We start from the raw sequence: 18,335 nt of genomic DNA, 5'->3' as shown, positions 1-18,335 counted from the left end.
GATAGGGTCGGCCCGCTTTGTCGCCCGCCCCAGGAGCCCCGCATGTCCGATCGCGTCTCACTGCCGACCATCGCCCGGGAGTGGGGGCGCATCGGCGTCGTCGGCTTCGGCGGGCCGCCCGTGCACATATCGCTCCTGCGCGACCTGTGCGTGGAGCGGCGCGGCTGGGTGTCGGCCCGGGACTTCGAGGACGGGCTGGCCGCGGCCAACCTGCTGCCCGGCCCCGCCTCGACACAGCTGGCCATCCTGAACGCGTGGTGGCTGCGCGGCGCGTGGGGCGCGGTGGTCGGCGGGGTGAGCTTCATCCTGCCCGGCCTGGTGATGATCCTGGCGCTGGCCGTGCTGTTCCTGGCGGGCGACCCGCCTCGGTGGGTGAACGGCGCGGCGGCCGGGGCGGGTTCGGCGGTGGCCGCGGTGGCGGTGTACACCGGCGCGCACATGCTGCCGGACAGCGCCCGGCGCGTGGAGGGGCGCGCGGCGCGGGCGCGATGGGCCGGGTATCTGGTCGCCGGAACGCTCGCGGCGGTGTTCCTCGGGGTCTGGCTCGTGCTGGTGCTCATCGCCACGGGCCTGGTCGAGGTGGCGGTGCGGGGCGTGCGGCGCGCGCACGCGCGGGCGGCGCCGGGGAGCAACGGGCGGCTGTGGCTGCTGCTCGCGGCGGTGCCGGTGAGCGCGATGCTGGCGTCGCTGTCCGCGCTGGCCTGGGTCGCCTACAAGGTCGGGGCGCTGTCCTACGGCGGCGGCTTCGTGATCATCCCGCTGATGCAGGCGGACGCGGTGGGGCGGCACGGGTGGATGACGAACGGGGAGTTCCTCAACGCCGTGGCGCTCGGTCAGGTCACGCCGGGGCCCGTGGTGCAGACGGTGGCGGTGGTGGGCTACGCCGCGGCGGGGCTGTGGGGCGGACTGCTGGCGGCGGCGGTCGCGTTCGGGCCTTCATTTGTGATGATCATCCTTGGCGGGGACCAACTGGAGCGGGTGCGGGCGCTCCCCGCGGTACAGGCGTTCTTCGACGGCGCGGGACCCGCGGTCATCGGGGCCATCTGCGGCTCGGCCGTGCCGCTCGCGCTGGCCCTCCAACACCCCTGGCAGGTGGGCCTTCTGGCGCTCTCGGGGGGTCTGCTGCTGATCCGTCGCGTGGGGGTGGTGGGCACGCTGCTGGCCGCGGGGGCGCTCGGTGTCGTCGCGGCGCAGGCGGGCCTGGCCGTCACATGAGGCGAGGGTCGCATGCGGAGGAAGGGCGGGGCATACGTGAATTCACGTGAAGGATGCCGCGTATTCGCGCACCCGATCTACACTGTGCGCCGTGGGGCGTTGCCATGATCCCGCACGACGGGCCGCTTTCCTCGGCGGGTCATGAACGGCGTACGCCGTGGGCTTGGGGGCCGCGGCGGAAAGGGGGAACGGGCCGTCGCCGCATCCACGCACATCCCGTGGGCTGTTCCGGCCTCCCGCGCCGCCTGCCCGCGACCCAACGAACGAAGGACACCACGTGAGACGTAAAGGCGCTCTCATCCTCACCCTCTCCGGTCTGCTGACGGTGTCGGCGCTCGGCGCGACGACCGCATCGGCGGACGACTCCACGGCCCCGGCCGAGGTCGTTCCCGAGGGCTGGCAGGTCGTCGACGACGCCCTGATGAACGAACTGCTGGTCAGGTCGGGCGAGGCCCGGCTCTCGGCTGAGGCCGACGAGCCTGAGGAGCTCCCCTGGGGCATCCAGTCGGTCACCAACGACCTCTTCGTCACCTCGGAGCAGAACTTCCGCGAGCCCAACACCGGCCTGCTGAGGGCCCGTTCCGAGGGCATCAACGGCAGCTGGGAGCTGTACGACCTCTACTGGAACGAGAACGAGACGCTCTCGATCCGTTCCACGGCGAACGAGAAGTTCGTCGCGGCCGAGCTCAACCGCACCGGCTCGGAGAAGGGGGTGCTCAGGGCCCGTTCCGAGGGGGTGAACGGCGGCTGGGAGCAGTTCATCCTGCTCTACCACGAGGTGAGCGGGCGTTACGCCTTCCAGTCCGTGGCGAACGGCCTGGTCGTCTCGACCGAGAAGAACTTCACCGGAAACCTCCAGAACGCGCTCCGTGCGCGCTCCGACTGGATCAATGGCTCGTGGGAGGAGTTCTACCTCATCTGACGGTGAGGCATGGCTCGTGCTCAGGCCCGTGCGCCGCTTCGGCGGTGTGCGGGCCGTTGGCTTTCCCGGAGCCGATCTTCCCGGGGCCGACTTTCCCAGGGCCGAACGGGGGGCGGGCGGCGCGTAATGGTGTTGAGGGGCGCGCGCGGCGGCTGGTACCAACGGGGCATGCTGAACGGTGAGCGGGTGCGGTTGCGGGCGCTGGAGCCGGGGGATGCCTCGGCGCTCCACCGGTGGCACGGCGACGCCGAGGTGACACGGTGGCTCGACACCTCCTACCCCGAGTCGCTGGCGCAGCTGGCGCGGCGCTCGGAGGAGCGGGTGGCCAACAGCTACACCAGGACCGTGCTCGCGATCGAGACCCGGGACGAGGAGCGGCTGATCGGCGTGCTGGCGCTACGGGATGTGAGTCCCGAGAGCGGATCGGGCGAGGTCGACCTCTACATCGGGGAGAAGGACGCCTGGGGCAGGGGCTTCGGGTCGGACGCGCTGCGGACGCTGTGCCGGTTCGCGTTCGACCAGATGCGGCTGCACTCGGTGGCACTGTGGGTCGCGGCGCCCAACGCCGGGGCCATCCGCTGCTACGAGAAGGTCGGCTTCCGCGTGGACGGGCGGCAGCGTGAGGCGTTCCGGCGCGACGGCGAGTGGCACGACATGCTGCTGATGACCGTGCTCGAGGGCGAGCTGCGCTGAGCGTTCAGCCCGCGCGGGTGGGCCGCGGTAGGGCAGGGTCTCGGTGTAGACGACGTTGGTGGTCGTCGCCCCGAACCTGCTCAGCTCGTCGGCGACCTGCTCTAGGTGCCGCATCGAGGTGGCGGCCACCTTGAGGGTGTAGCAGTCGTCGCCCGTGGTGCGCAGGCACTCGAGGATCTCGCCGCGCTCGGCGAGGAGGCGGTGCAGCGGCTCGTGGCGGCTGCCGGGGTACTTGAGCCGGATCACGGCAAGGATCGCGAACCCCGCCTTCTCCAGGTCCACTTCGGCGTGGTAGCCGGTGATCACGCCGGTGGACTCGAGGCGGCGGACGCGCTCGGTGGCGGCTCACGCGTGGGTGGGCCTCGGCCGCATCGTCTACGCCAGCTCGACCGAGCAGCTGGTCGAGTGGTCCCCGGCCTGGCCGAAGCGATCCACACCCTGCACCGCCGCCGCCTGAACGGGAACTGAGCGACCGGCCCCCGCGTGGTATCCGCCGGGACGCGGGGTGACGTGGATTGCGGGCCGAAGCGGAATCAGCGACCCACTTCCTCGCATGGCCAGCACGCCCTGCCTGCTACCGCCCGGCGCGGAGCAGCAGCAGCTCTGAAAGCGGCCCCTCAGGTGCCGCGGGGACAGGGGTGCGGCATGCGGCGCGTCCGGTGAACGGGCCGCGGTGGTGTGGCCGTTCCGTCCTGGCCTTCCGCTGACCGGGTCCTGACGCCTTCGAGCGCCAGGGTGAGCAGGCGGTCGGCGAAGGGACGGTCGCCGTCTCCCGTCTGGGCGATCGCCGTGGTGAGGCCGATCAGCTCGTCGATGTCCACATCCACCCGGACGCGCCCGGCGGCCTGGGCGTCGCGCAGGAGGGGCGTGGCCGCCTCGTGGGTGGCGCGGTGCCACTCGGTCACCTCGGGGGTCTCCTCGTCGTGCCGGATCCGGTAGGCGGCGACGAAGGCGTCGCGCAAGCCTCGGTTCCGTGTGGTGTGGTCGATGACCAGGCGCAGCCACGCCGTCAGGGCCTCACCGGCAGGCTCCTGGTCCCTCAGATCCGCCGCGGACGCGCAGAGGTGCTCGATCCGCTCGGCGTACACGGCCGCGATGAGGGCCTGGCGGGTCGGGAAGTGCCGGTACAGCGTTGCGTTCCCGACGTCGGCGGCGTGGGCGATGTCGTCGAGCGAGGTGTCGGCTCCCTCGGCGTTGAACGCTCGCGCGGCGGCGGCGAGAAGCCGCTCTCGGTTGCGCACGGCGTCCGCGCGGGGGCGGCGGGCCTGGGGGGCGGGCTGACGGTGGCCATCGTCGCCCTGCCCCTCGCGCTGGGCTTCGGTGTCTCCTCTGGCCTGGGGGCGGAGGCGGGTCTCGCGACGGCGGTGGTGGCCGGTGCGGTGGCCGCCATCTTCGGCGGATCGAACCTCCAGGTGTCGGGGCCGACCGGCGCGATGACCGTGGTGCTGGTGCCGATCGTGGCCGAGCACGGACCCGCCGCCGTTCTCACGGTCGGCCTGCTGGCCGGGCTGATGCTGATCGGCCTGGCGTTCGCCCGCGCCGGACGCTACATGAGCTATGTGCCCGCGCCCGTTGTGGAGGGGTTCACGCTGGGCATCGCCTGTGTGATCGGCCTCCAGCAGATGCCTGGCGCCCTGGGCGTCGAGCAGCCCGAGGGCGAGAAGGTCCTGGTCGTGGCGTGGCGGGTGGTGGAGGAGTGGGCGCGCTCCCCCCAGTGGGCCGCGCTCGCCCTCGCCATGGGCGTGGCAGCGATCATGCTGGTGGGCGCCCGGTGGCGGCCCGCCGTCCCGTTCTCCATCCTCACCGTGGCCGCCGCGACGCTGGCCACGCAGCGTTCGGCATCGAAGGCGCTCCGTCGATCGGGGACCTGCCCGCCGGGCTGCCCGCCCCCAGCCTCGGCTTCCTCGCCCCGGGCGAGGTGGGCTCCCTGATCGCCCCGGCCGTGGCGGTCGCGGCGTTGGCCGGTCTTGAGTCCCTGCTGTCCGCGTCCGTCGCCGACGGCATGACGGTGGGGCAACGGCACGATCCCGACCGGGAGTTGTTCGGTCAGGGGCTGGCGAACGTCGCCGCGCCGCTGTTCGGCGGGGTGCCCGCGACCGGGGCGATCGCCTGGACCGCGGTGAACGTCCGCTCGGGCGTCACCTCGCGGCTCGCCGCCCTCGCCCACGCCGTCGTACTCGCGGTGATCGTCTTCGCCGCCGCCTCCCTCGTGTCCCGGATCCCGCTCGCCGCCCTGGCCGGGGTGCTGCTGGCCACGGCGGTGCGCATGGTCGAGGTGGGCGCGCTGCACGCGATGGTCCGCGCCACCCGCGCCGACGCCGTCGTGCTGGTCCTGACCGCCCTGGCCACCCTGGTCCTCGACCTGGTCTACGCCGTCCTCATCGGGCTGCTCGTCGCCGGAACGCTCGCGCTGCGGGCCGTCGCGCGCCAGGCCCGCCTCGAACAGGTCCCCTTCCACGCGGACCTGCCCGGCGAGCACAGCGATGAGGAACGCCGACTGCTGGCCGAACACATCGTGGCCTACCGCATCGACGGGCCGCTGTTCTTCGCCGACGCCCACCGCTTTCTCCTTGAGCTCACCGAGGTCGCCGACGTGCGCGTCGTCATTCTGCGCATGTCCCGCGTCACCACCGTCGACGCCACCGGAGCGCTCGTTTTCAAGGACGCCGTGGAGAAGCTGCGGCGGCGCGGCATCGTCGTCCTGGCGTCGGACATCCGCCCAGGGCAGCACACGGCTCTGCCCTCCGTCGGGGCGCTCGATCTCCTCCAGCCCGACGGCCACACCACCTATGCCCACACGCCCGACGCCATCCAGGCCGCCCGTCGGCACCTGCACCTCACCGGCGTCCTCCCCGCCGCGCCCGCCTCGTCGTCCGTGCCGGAGCAGCGATCCGCCCCCGCGACCGGGGAGTCCATCCCCTGAGCGGCGGGGAGGGGCGCGCGGAGCTCAGGCCGGGACGGCGGCGAGGGCTGAGCCAGTGCTCGCGGGGCGGGTCGGGGTGGAAGCCGGGGGTGAAGTCGTCGATCAGCACGGTGCCTCGACGGGTGAGCAGCTCCTCGGGGTCGGCCGGCGGATCGCCGGGGTGCTTGCCCTGACCGCCCCCGTCGAGGGCGAGCAGGTCGAACGGGCCATGGGCGACGATCTCGCGCCAGTCGCCGCGCAGGACGGTGACCCGGGGGTCGTCGCCGAAGAGGTCGGCGGCGATCCGGGCGAGCGCGGGATCGCGTTCGACGCTGACGAGGCGGACGTCCGGTCCCGCACCCGGGGCGAGCCAGGCGAGGCCCACGCCGCAGCCTGTGCCGGTCTCGCCGATCGCGCTGGGTGCCCCCGAGGCCAAGGCCCGCAGGAGACGGCCCTGTTCGGGGCGGCAGGAGTGGGCGAAGCCCCGCTCCCGGGCCGCCGTGACCGCGCGGGTGACGAGGGGCGGCAGATCCATGGCGCCGAGGTATGCGTCCGTTCCGTGCTCCGACATGGGGGCATCATGCCCGGGCGCCGCCCCGCACGGATCGGTGCGGGACCGATCAGTGCGGGACCAGTGGACGCCAGTACTGCTTGGGGGGCTCGTCGCGGATCACGATGCCGAGCTTCTGAATCTCCGTGTGCAGCTCGGTGATGTCGTCCTTGTGCTTCTTCTTGAGGGCCGATTCGCGTGCCTTCAGAAGGGCGTTGGCCGCCGGGGGGATGTCGGGGGTGTCGGGGACCCAGCGGCGGTAGAGGTCGGCATGCGGGTCCCCGTCCTGGTGCCAGGGGTATCCATGGGCCCTGAACCCCTCGGCCAGGGTGGAGCGCTTCCCCTCGAACTCCTCCCGTATCAGCTCCCGGGTCTCCGGGTCGAGGATGACCAGCCGCTTGCCGTCCACGAAGGCGGCCCCCACATCGGCCCTGGGGATGCGGCGGCTCCTGTCGCCCTTGTCCACCCTGATGTCCTTGTCGGAGAGGGTGACCCTGAGGCACTGATGGACCAGGAGCAGCCCTCCGAGGAGGCCGAGGACGAGCCCGGCGCCGCCGAGGGCGAGGGCTACCCAGCGTCCCTCCAGCTCGGCGATGGCGGCCAGCGGTCCCGGCAGGGGGAGCCAGGGCCGGTCGTCCGCCCAGTCCGTGATCGACGGCAGGGCGAAGCCCAGGGGTGTCGCCAGCACGGGGGCGCCGACGATGATCAGGAGCCGGTCCCCGAGGGACAGACCCAGCTCCGTTGTCTCGCTTGACCTCATGGAATCACGGTAGGTGACGGGTGGGGCACCGCACATCTGACGAAGGTCTGGAAAGCGCCTGCCGATGGTCAACTTTAGTTGTAGGGTTCGCGGGTGCCCCTCCCTCTCCTCGCCCATGACCATGGCGCGGTTCGCGAAGGCCCCGTGGTGCTGATGCTCCATTCCACGGTCTGTGACCGGAGGATGTGGGATCCGCAGTGGCGGATCCTGCTGGACGCGGGCTTCCGCCTCATCCGCTGCGACCTCCGCGCCTTCGGTGATACCCCGCCCGGCGAGGAGCCCTATCGCGACGCCGATGACGTGCTGCGGCTGCTGGACGCGCTCGACGTGCGGGAGACGGCGGTCATCGCCTCGTCGGGGGGCGGCCTGGCGGGGCTTGAGCTGGCGGCGCGCTGGCCGGAGCGGGTGACGTCGCTGCTGCTGCTCGCGACGGCCCAGCCGGGCTGGGAGAAGTCGGAGACGCTGCGGGAGTTCGGCCGCCGCGAGGACGAGTTCGTCGAGGCCGGTGACCTCGACGCCGCGGTGGAGCTGAACGTCACGACCTGGCTCGGTCCGGAGGCCGACGGCAACACCAGGGCGATGGTGCGGATGATGCAACGCCGCGCGTTCGAGGTGCAGTCGACCGCGCCGGATGTCGACGACGTCGACGTGGAGTTCGACCTGAGCGCGATCAAGGCGCGGACGCTCGCGGTGTCCGGGGCCCACGATCTCCCGGACTTCCGGGAGATCGCGGCGGACCTGCCCCAGGTGGTGAGCGGTGCCAGGCACCTCGAGCTCCCCTGGGCCGGACATCTCCCCAGTCTCGAACGCCCCGCGGACACGGCCCGTTTGATGCTGGACTTCATGACCGCGTGAGCGGTCCCCCGGCGAACGCGGCCCATGCGGCAGGCGAGACCGCAAGGCCGGGGCGTGCGATGTCCTTCGAGTCCCGGACGTGGACGGTGCGGACGGCGTGGACAGTGCGGACGGTGCGGACGCCGACGGTCCCGGCGCACGCCGCGCCGCCGAGGCCGGACTTCCGCCAGGAGACGGCCACTTCGAGACAGTTGCCGCCGGAGTCGGTGCTGTAGCTGCTCTTGAACCAGGCCAGTTGACCGTTCATGGATCTCCTGCCAAACATGCGATCAGGTGCACATACTTCTCAGGGTCGGGTCCTGACCGCAGCATCCCATATCCGGGCAGACGGGGCGCCGCCCTTGGCCGAATCGGCGCTCGGGCGGCGCCGGTTCGACGCGGGTTCGATGCCGCTTCCCCGACGGCTCCGACGCCAGGGGCGCCGACTCATCGCGCGTCGGCGGGGCGTTCCTCGGTGAGCCCGCCGCCAGGGTGCCCGCCCGGGGGTGAGAGCAGGGCGAGCAGGAGGCCGTTCAGCTCGGACGCCTCCCGCTCCCCGAGGTCGGCGGCGATCTCGCGCTGCACGGCGCCCTCCGCGTCCAGCGCCCTGGTGAGGTGGTCCGCGCCGGTCGGGGTGAGGCACAGGATGTGCTCGCGGCGGTCGGCGGGGTTGCGGTCGCGGCGGATGAGGTCGCTGGTGTGCAGGTCGTCGACGGCGGCGACGATGCTCGGGCCCGCGACGCCGAGCGCGGCGGCGAGGCGCTCCTGGGTGCAGGGCTGGGCGGTGTCGAGGGCGACGAGCATGGCGACACAGCGCGGCTCGATGCCGTGGGCGCGCAGGCCCGCCTCCCGTCGGCCGCCGAGCCGCCAGGCCACCCGCGCCAGCAGGAACCCCGTGCGCGCGGTGACCCGCGCCGGGAGCGCGGCGGCCAGGTCCGGGACGAGCGACCTCAGCAGGTCACCGAGCCTCCGGCGCGCGGCGGGCGTGGACAGGGGGGCGTGCAGGGCGCGTTCGGCCCGGTCGGTCGCCTCGTCCATCCGCCCGAGCTCGGCAGCCCCCGCGTCGGTGAGGCGCAGGGCGTAGCGCCTGCGGTCGGCGGGGTCGCGCTCCCTGCGGACCAGGTCGGCGCCCTCGAGGCCGTCGATGAGGGAGATCATCACGGTCCTGTTGACTTCGACGCGGGAGGCGAGGCGCGCCTGGGACTGGGGCCCCTCGTCGGCGAGCAGCGTCAGCACGGCCAGCTCGCGGGGCCTGCGCCCGGGCGGCAGCTCGGCCATGGCGAGGCGCTCGGCGCGGACGGAGGCGCGGCGGGCCAGGAACGCGGTGAAGCCGACGAGCCGGGGGTCGATGGCGGGCGCGGCGATGTCGGTCACGGTTCGGAGGTTACCAAGCGGAGCAGATGATTAGGCACATTGACGATTAGGGAAACGGACCCTTAGGGTCGCTGCCATATCTCTGACGCAGAGGTGGTGGACCCTGGTGGCGGTGGTCGCCGGGGTGTTCATGCTGGTGGTCGACATCACGATCGTGAACGTCGCGCTTCCCGAGATCGGCGACGACTTCGACGCGTCGCTGTCCGGATCGCAGTGGGTGGTCAACGCGTATGCGCTGGCGCTGGCCGCGGGCCTGGTGACCGGGGGCTCGCTCGCGGACCTGTGGGGGCGCGGGCGCATGTACGCGGTCGGCGTCGGCCTGTTCACGGCGTGCTCGCTGCTGTGCGGCCTGGCGACGGGGCCCCTGTTCCTCGCGCTCGCACGGGCCGGGCAGGGAATCGGCGGGGCGGTCCTGTGGGCGACGTCGCTCGCGCTGCTGAGCGAGGCGTTCCGGGGCGGCGAGCGTTCTGCTGATCCGCGCGCGGGACTTCGTACCGGCTGCGCCGCAACGGCCCGAGGCGGAAGGGGCATCGGAGGCGGCGGCCTCCGTGGGCTCGCCGGATGACGGCTCGCCGCAGGCGGAACGGCGGGGCGTGGGCGCGGGGAACGGCTGAGGTCCCCCCCGCGCCGGGGATGCCGTGACGCCGCTCGGCCCTGCCAGCTCTGCCGGGTCTGCCAGCCCTGTCAGTACTGTCAGCCCTGGGTGAGGCCCTTGCGCTCCTTGCGTGGCTTCTTCCGCGTGCCCACCCCGCCGAACATCGCAAAGCCGCGGATGACGATCCTGGGGGCGCCCGGCCTGCCCCGGTTGCGGCCGCTCTTGCCGAAGCCGCCGAAGATCCCGAAGCCCTTGACCTCCACCTCGACGTCGTCGGGGACGACGATGTCGGCGCCACCCCACAGGGCCACGGCCGTGATGACCGTCTCACGCGACGTCAGCTGGGCCTCGGTCAGGTCGATCCCGCCCCCGCCGAACATCGACCACGCGGTGAACTTCGCGGGCACCACCCAGTGGCCGCCCCGGTCGTAGCCGCCGAAGACGGCCACGGCGGCGCGGGAGGTGGGCCGTTCGTTGACGACGCGCGGCTCGGGGAGGTCGCGGGTGGCCAGCTCGAGATCGCCGCGCGTCCTCGCCTCGTACACCCGGGACAGCCGCCCGTCCACGTCGGACAGCCGGATGCGGCCCTCGGCCGCGGCCTCCCGCACGCGCTCGGCGGCGCGGTCGCGTTCCCCGTCGGAGGCCAGCAGCTCTCGCTCACTCATACGCGTGATTGTCGCACGGCGTGCGGGCGGCGGGAGGGCCGTCGGCCGAGGCGTTCACAGGACCGTGCTGTCACCGCCGAGGATGGAGGGCGGGGCCTCGGGGAGCAGCGATTGCAGCTCGATGTTGATCGAGCGCAGGCGCTCCTCCTCGCCGGTGTCGCGGGCGCGTTGGCCCTCGGCGATCAGCCGGGCGGCGCGTTCCGGGTAGCGCATGGAGGACCGGTGGGCGGCCAGGTTCTCGAAGACGAGCGGTTGCAGCACGCCCGAGCGGTCGAGGACGCGCATCGCGTGCTCGCGGAGGCGGTCGGTGCGCTGGCGCAGCAGATCCGCGTCGCGCGAGTCGATGGCGCGCTTGATGTCCCGCTCGTAGAGCGGAAGATCGTCCTTGTCCGACTCGCTGCCGTGGGCCGCGATCAGATCGCGGACCTCGGTGACCACGGCCTCGGCCTGGCGCACCAGCTCGGGCCAGGCCAGCTCGTCCTCCACCGCGTCGAGCGCGAGCCGCAGGTCCAGCAGGCGGCTGTTGGCGCGGCCCGACTCGGACGGGTCCTGGCGGGCGGCGTCCACCGCGCGGTCGAGCTCGCCGTCCAGGTCCTCGTCGGCGACGCGTTGCAGCAGCAGGTCGGCGACCGGGCTGTCCACGTCGCGCCCGCGCTCGGTGAGCTGGGCGAGCCTGGCGCGTTCCGCCCCGGCGTCCATCTCCAGCTCGCGGGTGTCCACGACCGGTTCGCTCAGCAGGCTGACCGTGGTCTGGAAGACCTCGTCGAGCAGCGGCACGAACGCGCTGACCTTCACCAGCCGCGACGCGTCGATCTCCACGGTGAGCCGCACCTCGCTGCCCGCGGGGACCGTTCGGCTGACGCGGTCGGCGCCGACCTCGATGGAGCCGATGGTGCGGTTCCGGTCGGCGCGGGGCCGCTCGCCCTCGAGGACGGGGATGCGGATCAGCCCGCCGCCGTGGCCCCGGTCCACCGTGACGGTGGTGCGCAACGGGGTGGTGCGGCGCACGGGCAGGCGCGCGCCGCGCTCGACGAGCCCACGCACCTGATTGTCGGCGAGGGCCACGCCGATCGCGTGGGTGAGCATCGGCTCGGTCTCGACGGCGCCGACGGTGTAGCCGAGGTGGTCGGGGGTGACGGGCCAGCGGGCGCCCGAGGCGTCGGTGACGCGGACCTGGAAGACGTTTCTGCGCCCCGGCTCGGCGCGCAGGACACTGGTGAAGTCGCCGCGCTCGGAGACCGGGATGCGTCCGCTGTGCCAGGGCGGGTCGGACTCCTCGTTGACCAGCTCGACTGCCAGGCCCTCGGTGGGGGCGCCGTCCGCGCCGGTGACGCGGCCAACCACGACGGGGTCGAGGTCGGGGCTGACGCGCGGGTATTCGGCGCGCAGGGAGAACGCCCCCGCCTTCGGGGCGGGCGCGGAGAAGTCGGCGGGCAGCGGCTGCGCCCCGGCGAAGACGGCGGCGCCGCGCGCCACCACGGTCATCGGGTCATGGCCGAAGTCCAGTGGAATGCCGAGGCCGTGGACGGGGTCGGCCAGGCGCTCGCGGAGGAACGGCATGGCGGTCTGGCCGCCGACCATGATGGTCTTCTCGATGTCCGCGGGGCCCACGCCGAACTCATCGAGCGCCGCGCGGCAGAGGTTGACCGAGCGTGCCACCAACGGCTCGGCCAGGGCCTCGACGTCGGCCCGGCTCAGCTCGTGGTCGAACTCGAAGCGGCGCCCGGTGTCGTCGGCCAGCTCGACCAGGATGTCGGCCGTGGGCGCGCGGGAGAGGCGGATCTTGGCGGTCTCGGCCGCCTGCTTGAGGGTGGCGACGGCGCCGAGCCAGCGGGGGTTCCCGCGCGCGAGCCCGGCCAGCTCGGGGACCTGGCGGACGGCCTCGGGGATCAGCAGCTCCTCGACGATGCGCCAGTCGATGAGTTTGCCGCCGAGGTAGTTGTCGCCGCAGTGCCCCACGACCGAGAACGCGCCGTCCCGCAGCCGGATCACGGCCGCGTCGAACGTTCCGCCGCCGAAGTCGTAGACCAGCCACATGGCGTTCTCCTCGGTCGCCTGGAAGCCATAGGCGTGGGCGGCGGCGGCCGGTTCCTGGAGGAGGCGGGTGAAGGTCAGCCCCGCGAGACCGGCGGCCCGTTGGGTGGCCTCGCACGGGCCGAGGCCGAAGGCGGCGGGCACCGTGATGACGGCGGCGCGCACCTCACGCTCAAGGCGGGCGGCGACGTCGGCGCGCAGCGACGTCAGCACCTCGGCGGAGAGCTGCTCGGGGGTCAGGGTGCGGCCCGAGGCGGGGAAACGCTTGTCCTGACCGGCCGTTCCCATCCTCAGCTTGAACTCGATGCAGGTGTTGTCCGGGTCGCGCTCGTTGCGGTCCCGGGCGGCGCGGCCGACATAGAGGCGGTTCCTGCGGTCGATCCAGACGGCGGACGGTGTGGCCTCGTCGCCGTCGTTGTTCTTGATGACCTCGGTGTGGACGCCCCGCAGCACGGCGACCGCGCTGTTGGTGGTGCCCAGGTCGATGCCGATGTCGATGGTCCCGCTGCTCACGTGTGGGTGTCCTCGCCTTCTGGCTTCGGTTCTTCGGGCGCGGTCGGCTCCTCCCGCGGGGGCCGCTCGGGCGTGGGCCGCGGTTCCTCGGGTGGGGTGCCGACGATGACCTCGCCCAGGGTCAGGGCGCTGCCGTTGAGGTAGACGGCGGGGCGCAGGGTCTCGATGACCTCGTCGCGTTCGAGGCCCGGCGTGGGCTGGTAGGCGAGGACCCGCATGCGCAGCCCCGGATCGAACGGCGTGCCCTCGTAGGACCGGGTCTCGAGCCCCGCCTCGGCCAGCGTGTCCGCCAGCGCCTGGGTGTGCCTCCTGACGCCGGCAGGTGTCTCATCGGTGGCCTCGACCTTGTTGCGCAACCTCCATGCGGCGGTGGCGATCTCGGCCAGCGCGTCGGCGTCGAGCGTGACGGCTCCTGGCGGCTTCGTGGACATCACACCTCGTTCGTCAGTCGGAGTCAGTCGGAGTCGGACGGGAGAGGGCGGGCTCGGTCGGGTGCGGTCGGGGCTCGATCAGCCTTGTGTAAGGCCGTAGATAAAGGCCGCGATGGGCAAGAGCACCAGCAGCAGCGCCACCAGGCAGCCGAGCGCGCCCCTGACCCGCTCGCCTCCCGTGGGGACGGCGCGCGGCGGGCGAGTCCGCCCCGTGAGCGAGCCGACGACGTCGATGTTCTGCTGGATGATCCTGCGCACCTCGTGGCTGCGGGCGAACTGCCGTGCGCGTTCGTAGAGCGGAAGGGCCGCCCAGGCGTTGGCGGTGGCGTTGAAGTACAGCGTGACCAGCTGGCAGACTGCGGCGGCCAACGCGTCGCTCGCGCGGTCGTACTGCGGGTCGTCGGGGTCGGCGCGGTAGCGGCGCAGCTCGGCGAGGCGGGGCTCGGACGCCGTGATCAGCCGCTCGGCCATCTCGACACCGCTCCCGGCGGCGCGGCGGTCGACGCTCACCAGGGCGTTGCAGTGGAGGACGACGGCGTCCGCGAGCAGGACGGCGATGTCGCGCTCGATCGGGACGCGGACATGGGCGGTCGCGGCGATGGCGTGGGCCCGGCGCAACGTGTCGGTGGCGCGGACGAGGTCGGGGTCGCCGCCGTGGGCGGTGGCGTGGCGGCCCTTGTTGACGGAGGCGACCACGCGCTTGTGCGCCCCCGAGGCGACGGCGTCCGCCGTGCCCTCGACGACCGGGTGGGCCGGTCCGAGCACGACGCGCAGCACGCGCAGGTCGTCCTCGGCCCCAGCGACCAGCGCGGCGGCCGAGGCCGCCAGGGTCTCGTGGTCGTCCGCGGGGGTGGCGGCGTTGTCGATGAGGAGCCGCAGGGCGGAGGCGATGGTGGCGGTCGCCTCGGTGAGAACGGCCCTGGCCGTGCCGTCGGGGGCGAACTCCCCCATGATCCGCACATGCCCGCGCGCCGCGGCGTCGCCGCCCCTGGGGCGGGCCGCGTCGATGGCCAGGCGCGCGTGGATGGTCAGCAGCACCGCGGGCAGCGCGTCGCGGACATCGTCGCCGGTGACGCCGCGCAGCCTGGGGTCGTCCAGGGCCTCGATGCGGGCGCCGAACCAACGCCAGCAGCTCTCGTCGTCGAGGGCCAGGCGCCAGTAGCGGTAGGCGCGGCGCCAGGCGTCGGGCCCGCCTGTGGTGGACTCCAGGACCGAGGCGTGGTGGAGGACGGCGAGGTTGTGCAGGGATATGCCGCGCCGCTCGGCGCCCGGCGGGGCAGGGCCCCCGGGCGCCGGGTCGGCGGCGGACTCCCAGAGCGCGGTGGCGCGCCCGAGGTCGAGCCCGTCGGTCTCGGGGAGCGGCCAGAGCCAGAACAGCTCGTCGGCGACGCGGCGGAGCGGGTCGTCGAGGCGGCGCAACGCCTCGCGCACGGCGGCGTGGTCGGGGGGCGGGGCGAGGGCGAGCCAGCCGACGCCGGGCGGCGCCTCGGCGCCCAGCGCCTCGGCCGCCCTCAGCTCCGAGCCGCGGCGCCGGACGGCGCGCGGCGTCGCGGTCACCGGAAGTCCGCTCACCCGGAAGGCGTTGTGCCGGTAGAGGTCGAGGTCGGCGGACTCGGCCAGCCATGGCAGCGCCCCGACGTGGGCCATGGATTCCCCCTTGAGCTCGGCCTGTTGGCTCGGTGTGCGGCTGGGTCGGCGGTGCGGCTACGGCGGATGCGGCAGCCGCGGCGGATGCGGCGGCTCGGGTGCCCTCGGCCGTCGGCGGGCGCGGCGGGTGGGCACCTGGGCGCCGTCGGCAGAAGTGTGGCGGCGTCGCGCCGGGACGGGTCCCCCGTCGGGCTCCGGCGCGCCCCTCCCAACGGTCATGTCATCAAGGTGAGTTCGGCGGCATGGTGCGGTGTCACCTGCCATGGCGCGCCCGCGTTCCCCCATGCGGTCCATCGTTGTCCCACCCCGGCCGGTTGGCAATCGCCCCGCGCTCCGCGGATCGGCCGACGGGGCGTGGACGCCGCTTCCCTCGCGGGGCATGGACAGATGGACCCCGCTCCCTACACTCCACGCCATGAGACCACGCATGCTCTTACCCGTTGCGGGGGCCGCCGCGCTGGCCTCCCTCGTGCTCGCGCCCGCGGGAGCCGCCCGGGCCGCCGCGGAAGCGCCGGTGTCGCCCGTGCTGATCGGCGACCTGACGCTGTCGGCGTATGCGACCGTGGCGGCCCGGGACGCGCCCGCAGCCGACGCGTATGTCCGCATGGAGCGGCTGATCGGCGCAAGCCCCACGCAGAGGTGGGAGTTGAGGGACCACACAGACGGCGGGACGGCCGTCGTCAACGAGTCCGCGGGCAGCTGCCTCACGGTGACCCCGCTCGGGATCGGGCCCTGGGTCGAGCAGCGGGCCTGCGGGGGCGGGCCGCTGGAGAGCTGGGACATCCGGTCGGGCGACGACGGCACGGTCTTCGTCAACCGGGCCACCGGGACCTGCCTGACGCAGCCGCCCGCCATCGCCCCGCCCGGCCAGGACAGCCGCCTGTCGGCGGTGCCGTGCGACGACGGCCCCGAGCAGCTGTTCGGGCTGGTCGTGTAGCGGTTCGCGCCAAGGATCCGCGCCAGCCAAGGATCCGCGCCGGAAGGGGACGGACCGCGCCCGGCCGTACGCGGGGAGGCGAGTGAGTCGGGGCGGTCCGTCGGAAGGCGTCCCCACCCCTGCCCTGCACAGCGGAGGTGACGGATCGGCCTCTGTGCCGAGTCTGCCGGAGTCCCGGGCGAAGTCCCTCGGCGAACGGACGGTTTCGGTCGCGTTCTGTGTCCTGTCAGCTACCAACGGGTGCGGTACCGGCCCCGATTTTTCGGCCCGAGGCCGGGACAAACCCGGCCGAACCCCCACGAAGGGAGACGGCCGGAAGGCGCCGCCCGGCCGCCCTGGTCGCACGACTGCCGGGGCCGCACGACCGCCGGGGCCGCACGACCGCACGGGCCGCCCCTCGGCTCAGGAGGCGGGAAGGGGGCGCGCCAGCGCGGCGATCGCGTCAGGGCCGACGCCGCAGCAGCCCCCGACGAGTTGGACCCCCGCGGCCAGCCACTCGGGGACGAGAGCGGGCAGGGACGGCGGGGAGGGCCGGGAGGACCGCCCGGCCGATGGGCTCAAGGCGCCACTGTTGGGGTAGGCCACCGCGGGCTTGCCCGTCACCGCCGTCGCGCGCGCGACCGCGGGCAGGACATCGGCGGGGGCGCAGCAGTTGACGCCGACCGCGACCACCTCGTCCGCCGCGGCGGCCACCGCGAACGCCTCGTCGAGCGGCTGCCCGGCGCGCGTCGCGGCGCCCGCCACCGTCAAGGAGAGCCAGGCCGGAACGCCGCAGCCGCGGATCGCGCGCACCAGCGCCTCGGCCTCGACCGCGTCAGGGATCGTCTCCAGCGCCAGGACGTCTGGCTCCGCCGCGAGAAGGGCCTCGATCCGGGGGCGGTGGAAGCGTTCGAGCTCCGCGGCACTCAGCCCGTAACGCCCCCGGTACTCGCTGCCGTCCGCCAGGACCGCGCCATAGGGGCCGACCGAGGCGGCCACCCAGCGCGCGCCCGACGCGCGCGCCAGGCGCACGCTGTCGCCCAGCAGCCGCGCCGCCGCGCGCCGCCCGATGCCCCGGCGCGCGAAGCCGGTGAACGACGCCTGGTAGCTGCCGGAGATCACCACCTGCGCGCCGGCGCGCACATAGGCCGTGTGCGCCGCCAGCAGCTCATCGGGCCGCTCCACGAGCAGCCGCGCCGTCCAGAGCTCGCCGCCCAGGTCATGGCCCTGGGCGACGAGCTGGTCGGACAGCCCGCCGTCCAGCACGACGGGCCCCGACGGCGGTGGGAACGGCATCAGAGCTGCGGCATGACCTGGGAGGCGATCAGCTCGAGGTGGTCGAGGTCGTGCAGGTCGAGGACCTGAAGGTACATCCGGGTCGAGCCCACCGCCGCGAACCGCCCGATCGCCTCGACCACTTCGGACGGCGAGCCCGCCAGGCCGTTGCGCCGCAGCTCGTCCGCGTCGCGGCCGATCGCCTCGGCGCGGCGCGCCACCTCGGCGTCGTCCCTGCCGACGCACACCACCAGGGCGTTGGAGTAGACGAGGTCGCCCGGCTTGCGCCCGGCCTCTTCCACCGCCCGCGCCACCCGCCCGAACTGGGCTGCGGTGTCCTCGACCGAGGCGAACGGCACATTGAACTCGTCGGCGTAACGGGCCGCGAGACGTGGCGTCCGCTCCTTCCCCATGCCGCCGAGCAGCACCGGGATCCGCGGCTGCGCGGGCTTGGGCAGCGCGGGCGATTCGGTGAGCCGGTAGTGCTCGCCCTCATAGGAGAACGTCTCCCCCACCGGCGTCTCCCACAGACCGGTGATGATCGCCAGCTGCTCCTCGAGGCGCGGGAACTTGGCCTTGGGGAACGGGATGCCATACGCGGTGTGCTCGGCCTCGTACCACCCGGCGCCCAGGCCGAACTCGACGCGCCCGCCCGACATCGCGTCCACCTGCGCCACCTGGATCGCCAGCACGCCGGGCAGCCGGAAGGTGGCCGCGGTCATCAGCGTGCCCAGCCGGATCCTGCTGGTCTCCCTGGCGAGCCCCGCCAGCGTGAGCCAGGCGTCCGTGGGCCCGGGATCGCCGTTCACACCGCCCATCTTGAGGTAGTGGTCGGACCGGAAGAAGGCGTCGAAGCCCAGATCCTCGGTGGCCTTGGCGACGGCCAGCAGCGTCTCGTAGTCGGCACCCTGCTGGGGTTCGGTGAAGATGCGCAGATCCATGGCCCCATTGTCCGCCGTCGCGCGCGCCGCCCGTCCAGGGGGGCACGCCGCGCCGAAGCGAGGCCCCG

The 18,335-nt window shown here is 73.5% G+C and carries 17 protein-coding genes and 2 pseudogenes; 7 read left to right on the top strand and 12 right to left on the bottom strand.

Going from position 1 to position 18,335, the window contains the following annotated elements; all coding sequences use genetic code 11:
* Nucleotides 1-42: 42 nt before the first annotated feature.
* The 3 genes from chrA (at nucleotide 43) to DEH69_RS06745 (ending at nucleotide 2,830) form a co-directional block, all read left to right on the top strand.
* Nucleotides 43-1,215, top strand: coding sequence for a chromate efflux transporter (gene chrA, locus DEH69_RS06755; protein WP_113685954.1), 1,173 nt, complete (start codon nucleotides 43-45; stop codon nucleotides 1,213-1,215).
* Between the two features lie 277 nt (nucleotides 1,216-1,492).
* Nucleotides 1,493-2,137 (top strand): hypothetical protein, encoded by a 645-nt coding sequence (locus DEH69_RS06750; protein ID WP_113685953.1) that lies wholly within the window; start codon nucleotides 1,493-1,495, stop codon nucleotides 2,135-2,137.
* Nucleotides 2,138-2,305: 168 nt separating this feature from the next.
* On the top strand, nucleotides 2,306-2,830 hold the full coding sequence (locus tag DEH69_RS06745) for a GNAT family N-acetyltransferase (RefSeq protein WP_113686153.1): 525 nt from the start codon (nucleotides 2,306-2,308) through the stop codon (nucleotides 2,828-2,830).
* Between the two features lie 18 nt (nucleotides 2,831-2,848).
* Here DEH69_RS06745 and DEH69_RS06740 read toward each other — a convergent pair.
* Nucleotides 2,849-3,181: pseudogene (locus DEH69_RS06740) on the bottom strand (Lrp/AsnC family transcriptional regulator); the annotation flags it as partial.
* Nucleotides 3,182-3,447: 266 nt separating this feature from the next.
* Nucleotides 3,448-4,071 carry a TetR/AcrR family transcriptional regulator gene (locus DEH69_RS06730; protein ID WP_113686152.1) on the bottom strand — a complete coding sequence of 208 codons (624 nt, stop codon included), beginning with the start codon at nucleotides 4,069-4,071 and terminating at the stop codon, nucleotides 3,448-3,450.
* 33 nt (nucleotides 4,072-4,104) lie between these two features.
* On the opposite strand from DEH69_RS06730, the pseudogene DEH69_RS06725 reads away from it, so the two are divergent.
* Nucleotides 4,105-5,753 (top strand): annotated as a pseudogene (locus tag DEH69_RS06725) (SulP family inorganic anion transporter); the annotation flags it as partial.
* Here the strand turns inward: DEH69_RS06725 and DEH69_RS06720 are convergent.
* Nucleotides 5,668-6,303, bottom strand: coding sequence for an O-methyltransferase (locus DEH69_RS06720; RefSeq protein WP_113685952.1), 636 nt, complete (start codon nucleotides 6,301-6,303; stop codon nucleotides 5,668-5,670). The pseudogene DEH69_RS06725 and the gene DEH69_RS06720 sit on opposite strands and share 86 nt — an antisense overlap.
* A 49-nt stretch (nucleotides 6,304-6,352) precedes the next feature.
* Complete coding sequence (locus DEH69_RS06715; RefSeq protein ID WP_113685951.1) at nucleotides 6,353-7,042, bottom strand: DUF308 domain-containing protein; 690 nt, start codon at nucleotides 7,040-7,042, stop codon at nucleotides 6,353-6,355.
* A gap of 93 nt (nucleotides 7,043-7,135) precedes the next feature.
* Between DEH69_RS06715 and DEH69_RS06710 the strand changes: the two genes are divergently transcribed.
* Entirely contained in the window at nucleotides 7,136-7,897 is a 762-nt protein-coding gene (locus tag DEH69_RS06710; protein WP_258534491.1) for an alpha/beta fold hydrolase, read from the top strand.
* Here DEH69_RS06710 and DEH69_RS06705 read toward each other — a convergent pair.
* Nucleotides 7,884-8,144: a DUF397 domain-containing protein gene (locus tag DEH69_RS06705; protein WP_113685950.1), complete on the bottom strand. Its 261-nt coding sequence runs from the start codon at nucleotides 8,142-8,144 to the stop codon at nucleotides 7,884-7,886. The two genes, DEH69_RS06710 and DEH69_RS06705, sit on opposite strands and share 14 nt — an antisense overlap.
* A 179-nt stretch (nucleotides 8,145-8,323) precedes the next feature.
* Complete coding sequence (locus DEH69_RS06700; RefSeq protein ID WP_220131206.1) at nucleotides 8,324-9,250, bottom strand: MarR family winged helix-turn-helix transcriptional regulator; 927 nt, start codon at nucleotides 9,248-9,250, stop codon at nucleotides 8,324-8,326.
* Nucleotides 9,251-9,356: 106 nt separating this feature from the next.
* On the opposite strand from DEH69_RS06700, the gene DEH69_RS06695 reads away from it, so the two are divergent.
* The gene (locus DEH69_RS06695) at nucleotides 9,357-9,815 is read left to right on the top strand and encodes an MFS transporter (RefSeq protein ID WP_220131205.1); all 459 of its coding nucleotides are present in this window, start codon (nucleotides 9,357-9,359) and stop codon (nucleotides 9,813-9,815) included.
* 128 nt (nucleotides 9,816-9,943) lie between these two features.
* Here the strand turns inward: DEH69_RS06695 and DEH69_RS06690 are convergent, their stop codons facing one another.
* From DEH69_RS06690 to DEH69_RS06675, 4 genes are all read right to left on the bottom strand, one after another.
* Nucleotides 9,944-10,510 carry a DUF1707 domain-containing protein gene (locus tag DEH69_RS06690; RefSeq protein ID WP_113685948.1) on the bottom strand — a complete coding sequence of 189 codons (567 nt, stop codon included), beginning with the start codon at nucleotides 10,508-10,510 and terminating at the stop codon, nucleotides 9,944-9,946.
* Between the two features lie 54 nt (nucleotides 10,511-10,564).
* Nucleotides 10,565-13,057 carry an Hsp70 family protein gene (locus DEH69_RS06685; RefSeq protein ID WP_113685947.1) on the bottom strand — a complete coding sequence of 831 codons (2,493 nt, stop codon included), beginning with the start codon at nucleotides 13,055-13,057 and terminating at the stop codon, nucleotides 10,565-10,567.
* The gene (locus tag DEH69_RS06680; protein WP_113685946.1) at nucleotides 13,054-13,488 is read right to left on the bottom strand and encodes a hypothetical protein; all 435 of its coding nucleotides are present in this window, start codon (nucleotides 13,486-13,488) and stop codon (nucleotides 13,054-13,056) included. The genes DEH69_RS06685 and DEH69_RS06680 overlap by 4 nt, the downstream gene beginning before the upstream one ends.
* Nucleotides 13,489-13,566: 78 nt before the next feature.
* Nucleotides 13,567-15,135 (bottom strand): hypothetical protein, encoded by a 1,569-nt coding sequence (locus DEH69_RS06675; protein ID WP_113685945.1) that lies wholly within the window; start codon nucleotides 15,133-15,135, stop codon nucleotides 13,567-13,569.
* A 427-nt stretch (nucleotides 15,136-15,562) separates the two neighbouring features.
* Between DEH69_RS06675 and DEH69_RS06670 the strand changes: the two genes are divergently transcribed.
* The gene (locus DEH69_RS06670) at nucleotides 15,563-16,072 is read left to right on the top strand and encodes an RICIN domain-containing protein (RefSeq protein ID WP_181727299.1); all 510 of its coding nucleotides are present in this window, start codon (nucleotides 15,563-15,565) and stop codon (nucleotides 16,070-16,072) included.
* A gap of 402 nt (nucleotides 16,073-16,474) precedes the next feature.
* Here the strand turns inward: DEH69_RS06670 and mmuM are convergent, their stop codons facing one another.
* Together mmuM and DEH69_RS06660 are read right to left on the bottom strand one after the other, a co-directional pair.
* Nucleotides 16,475-17,347: a homocysteine S-methyltransferase gene (mmuM, locus tag DEH69_RS06665; protein ID WP_113685943.1), complete on the bottom strand. Its 873-nt coding sequence runs from the start codon at nucleotides 17,345-17,347 to the stop codon at nucleotides 16,475-16,477.
* Nucleotides 17,347-18,267, bottom strand: a complete 921-nt coding sequence (locus DEH69_RS06660) for an LLM class F420-dependent oxidoreductase (protein WP_113685942.1) — start codon at nucleotides 18,265-18,267, stop codon at nucleotides 17,347-17,349. Before DEH69_RS06660 ends, mmuM begins: the two co-directional genes overlap by 1 nt.
* Nucleotides 18,268-18,335: the final 68 nt, after the last annotated feature.

The organism is Streptomyces sp. PT12 (assembly GCF_003311645.1).
Classification (GTDB): Bacteria; Actinomycetota; Actinomycetes; order Streptomycetales; family Streptomycetaceae; genus Streptomyces.
The sequence above is the reverse complement of the archived record's forward strand: the minus strand, read 5'-3'. Positions and strand labels throughout refer to the sequence as shown.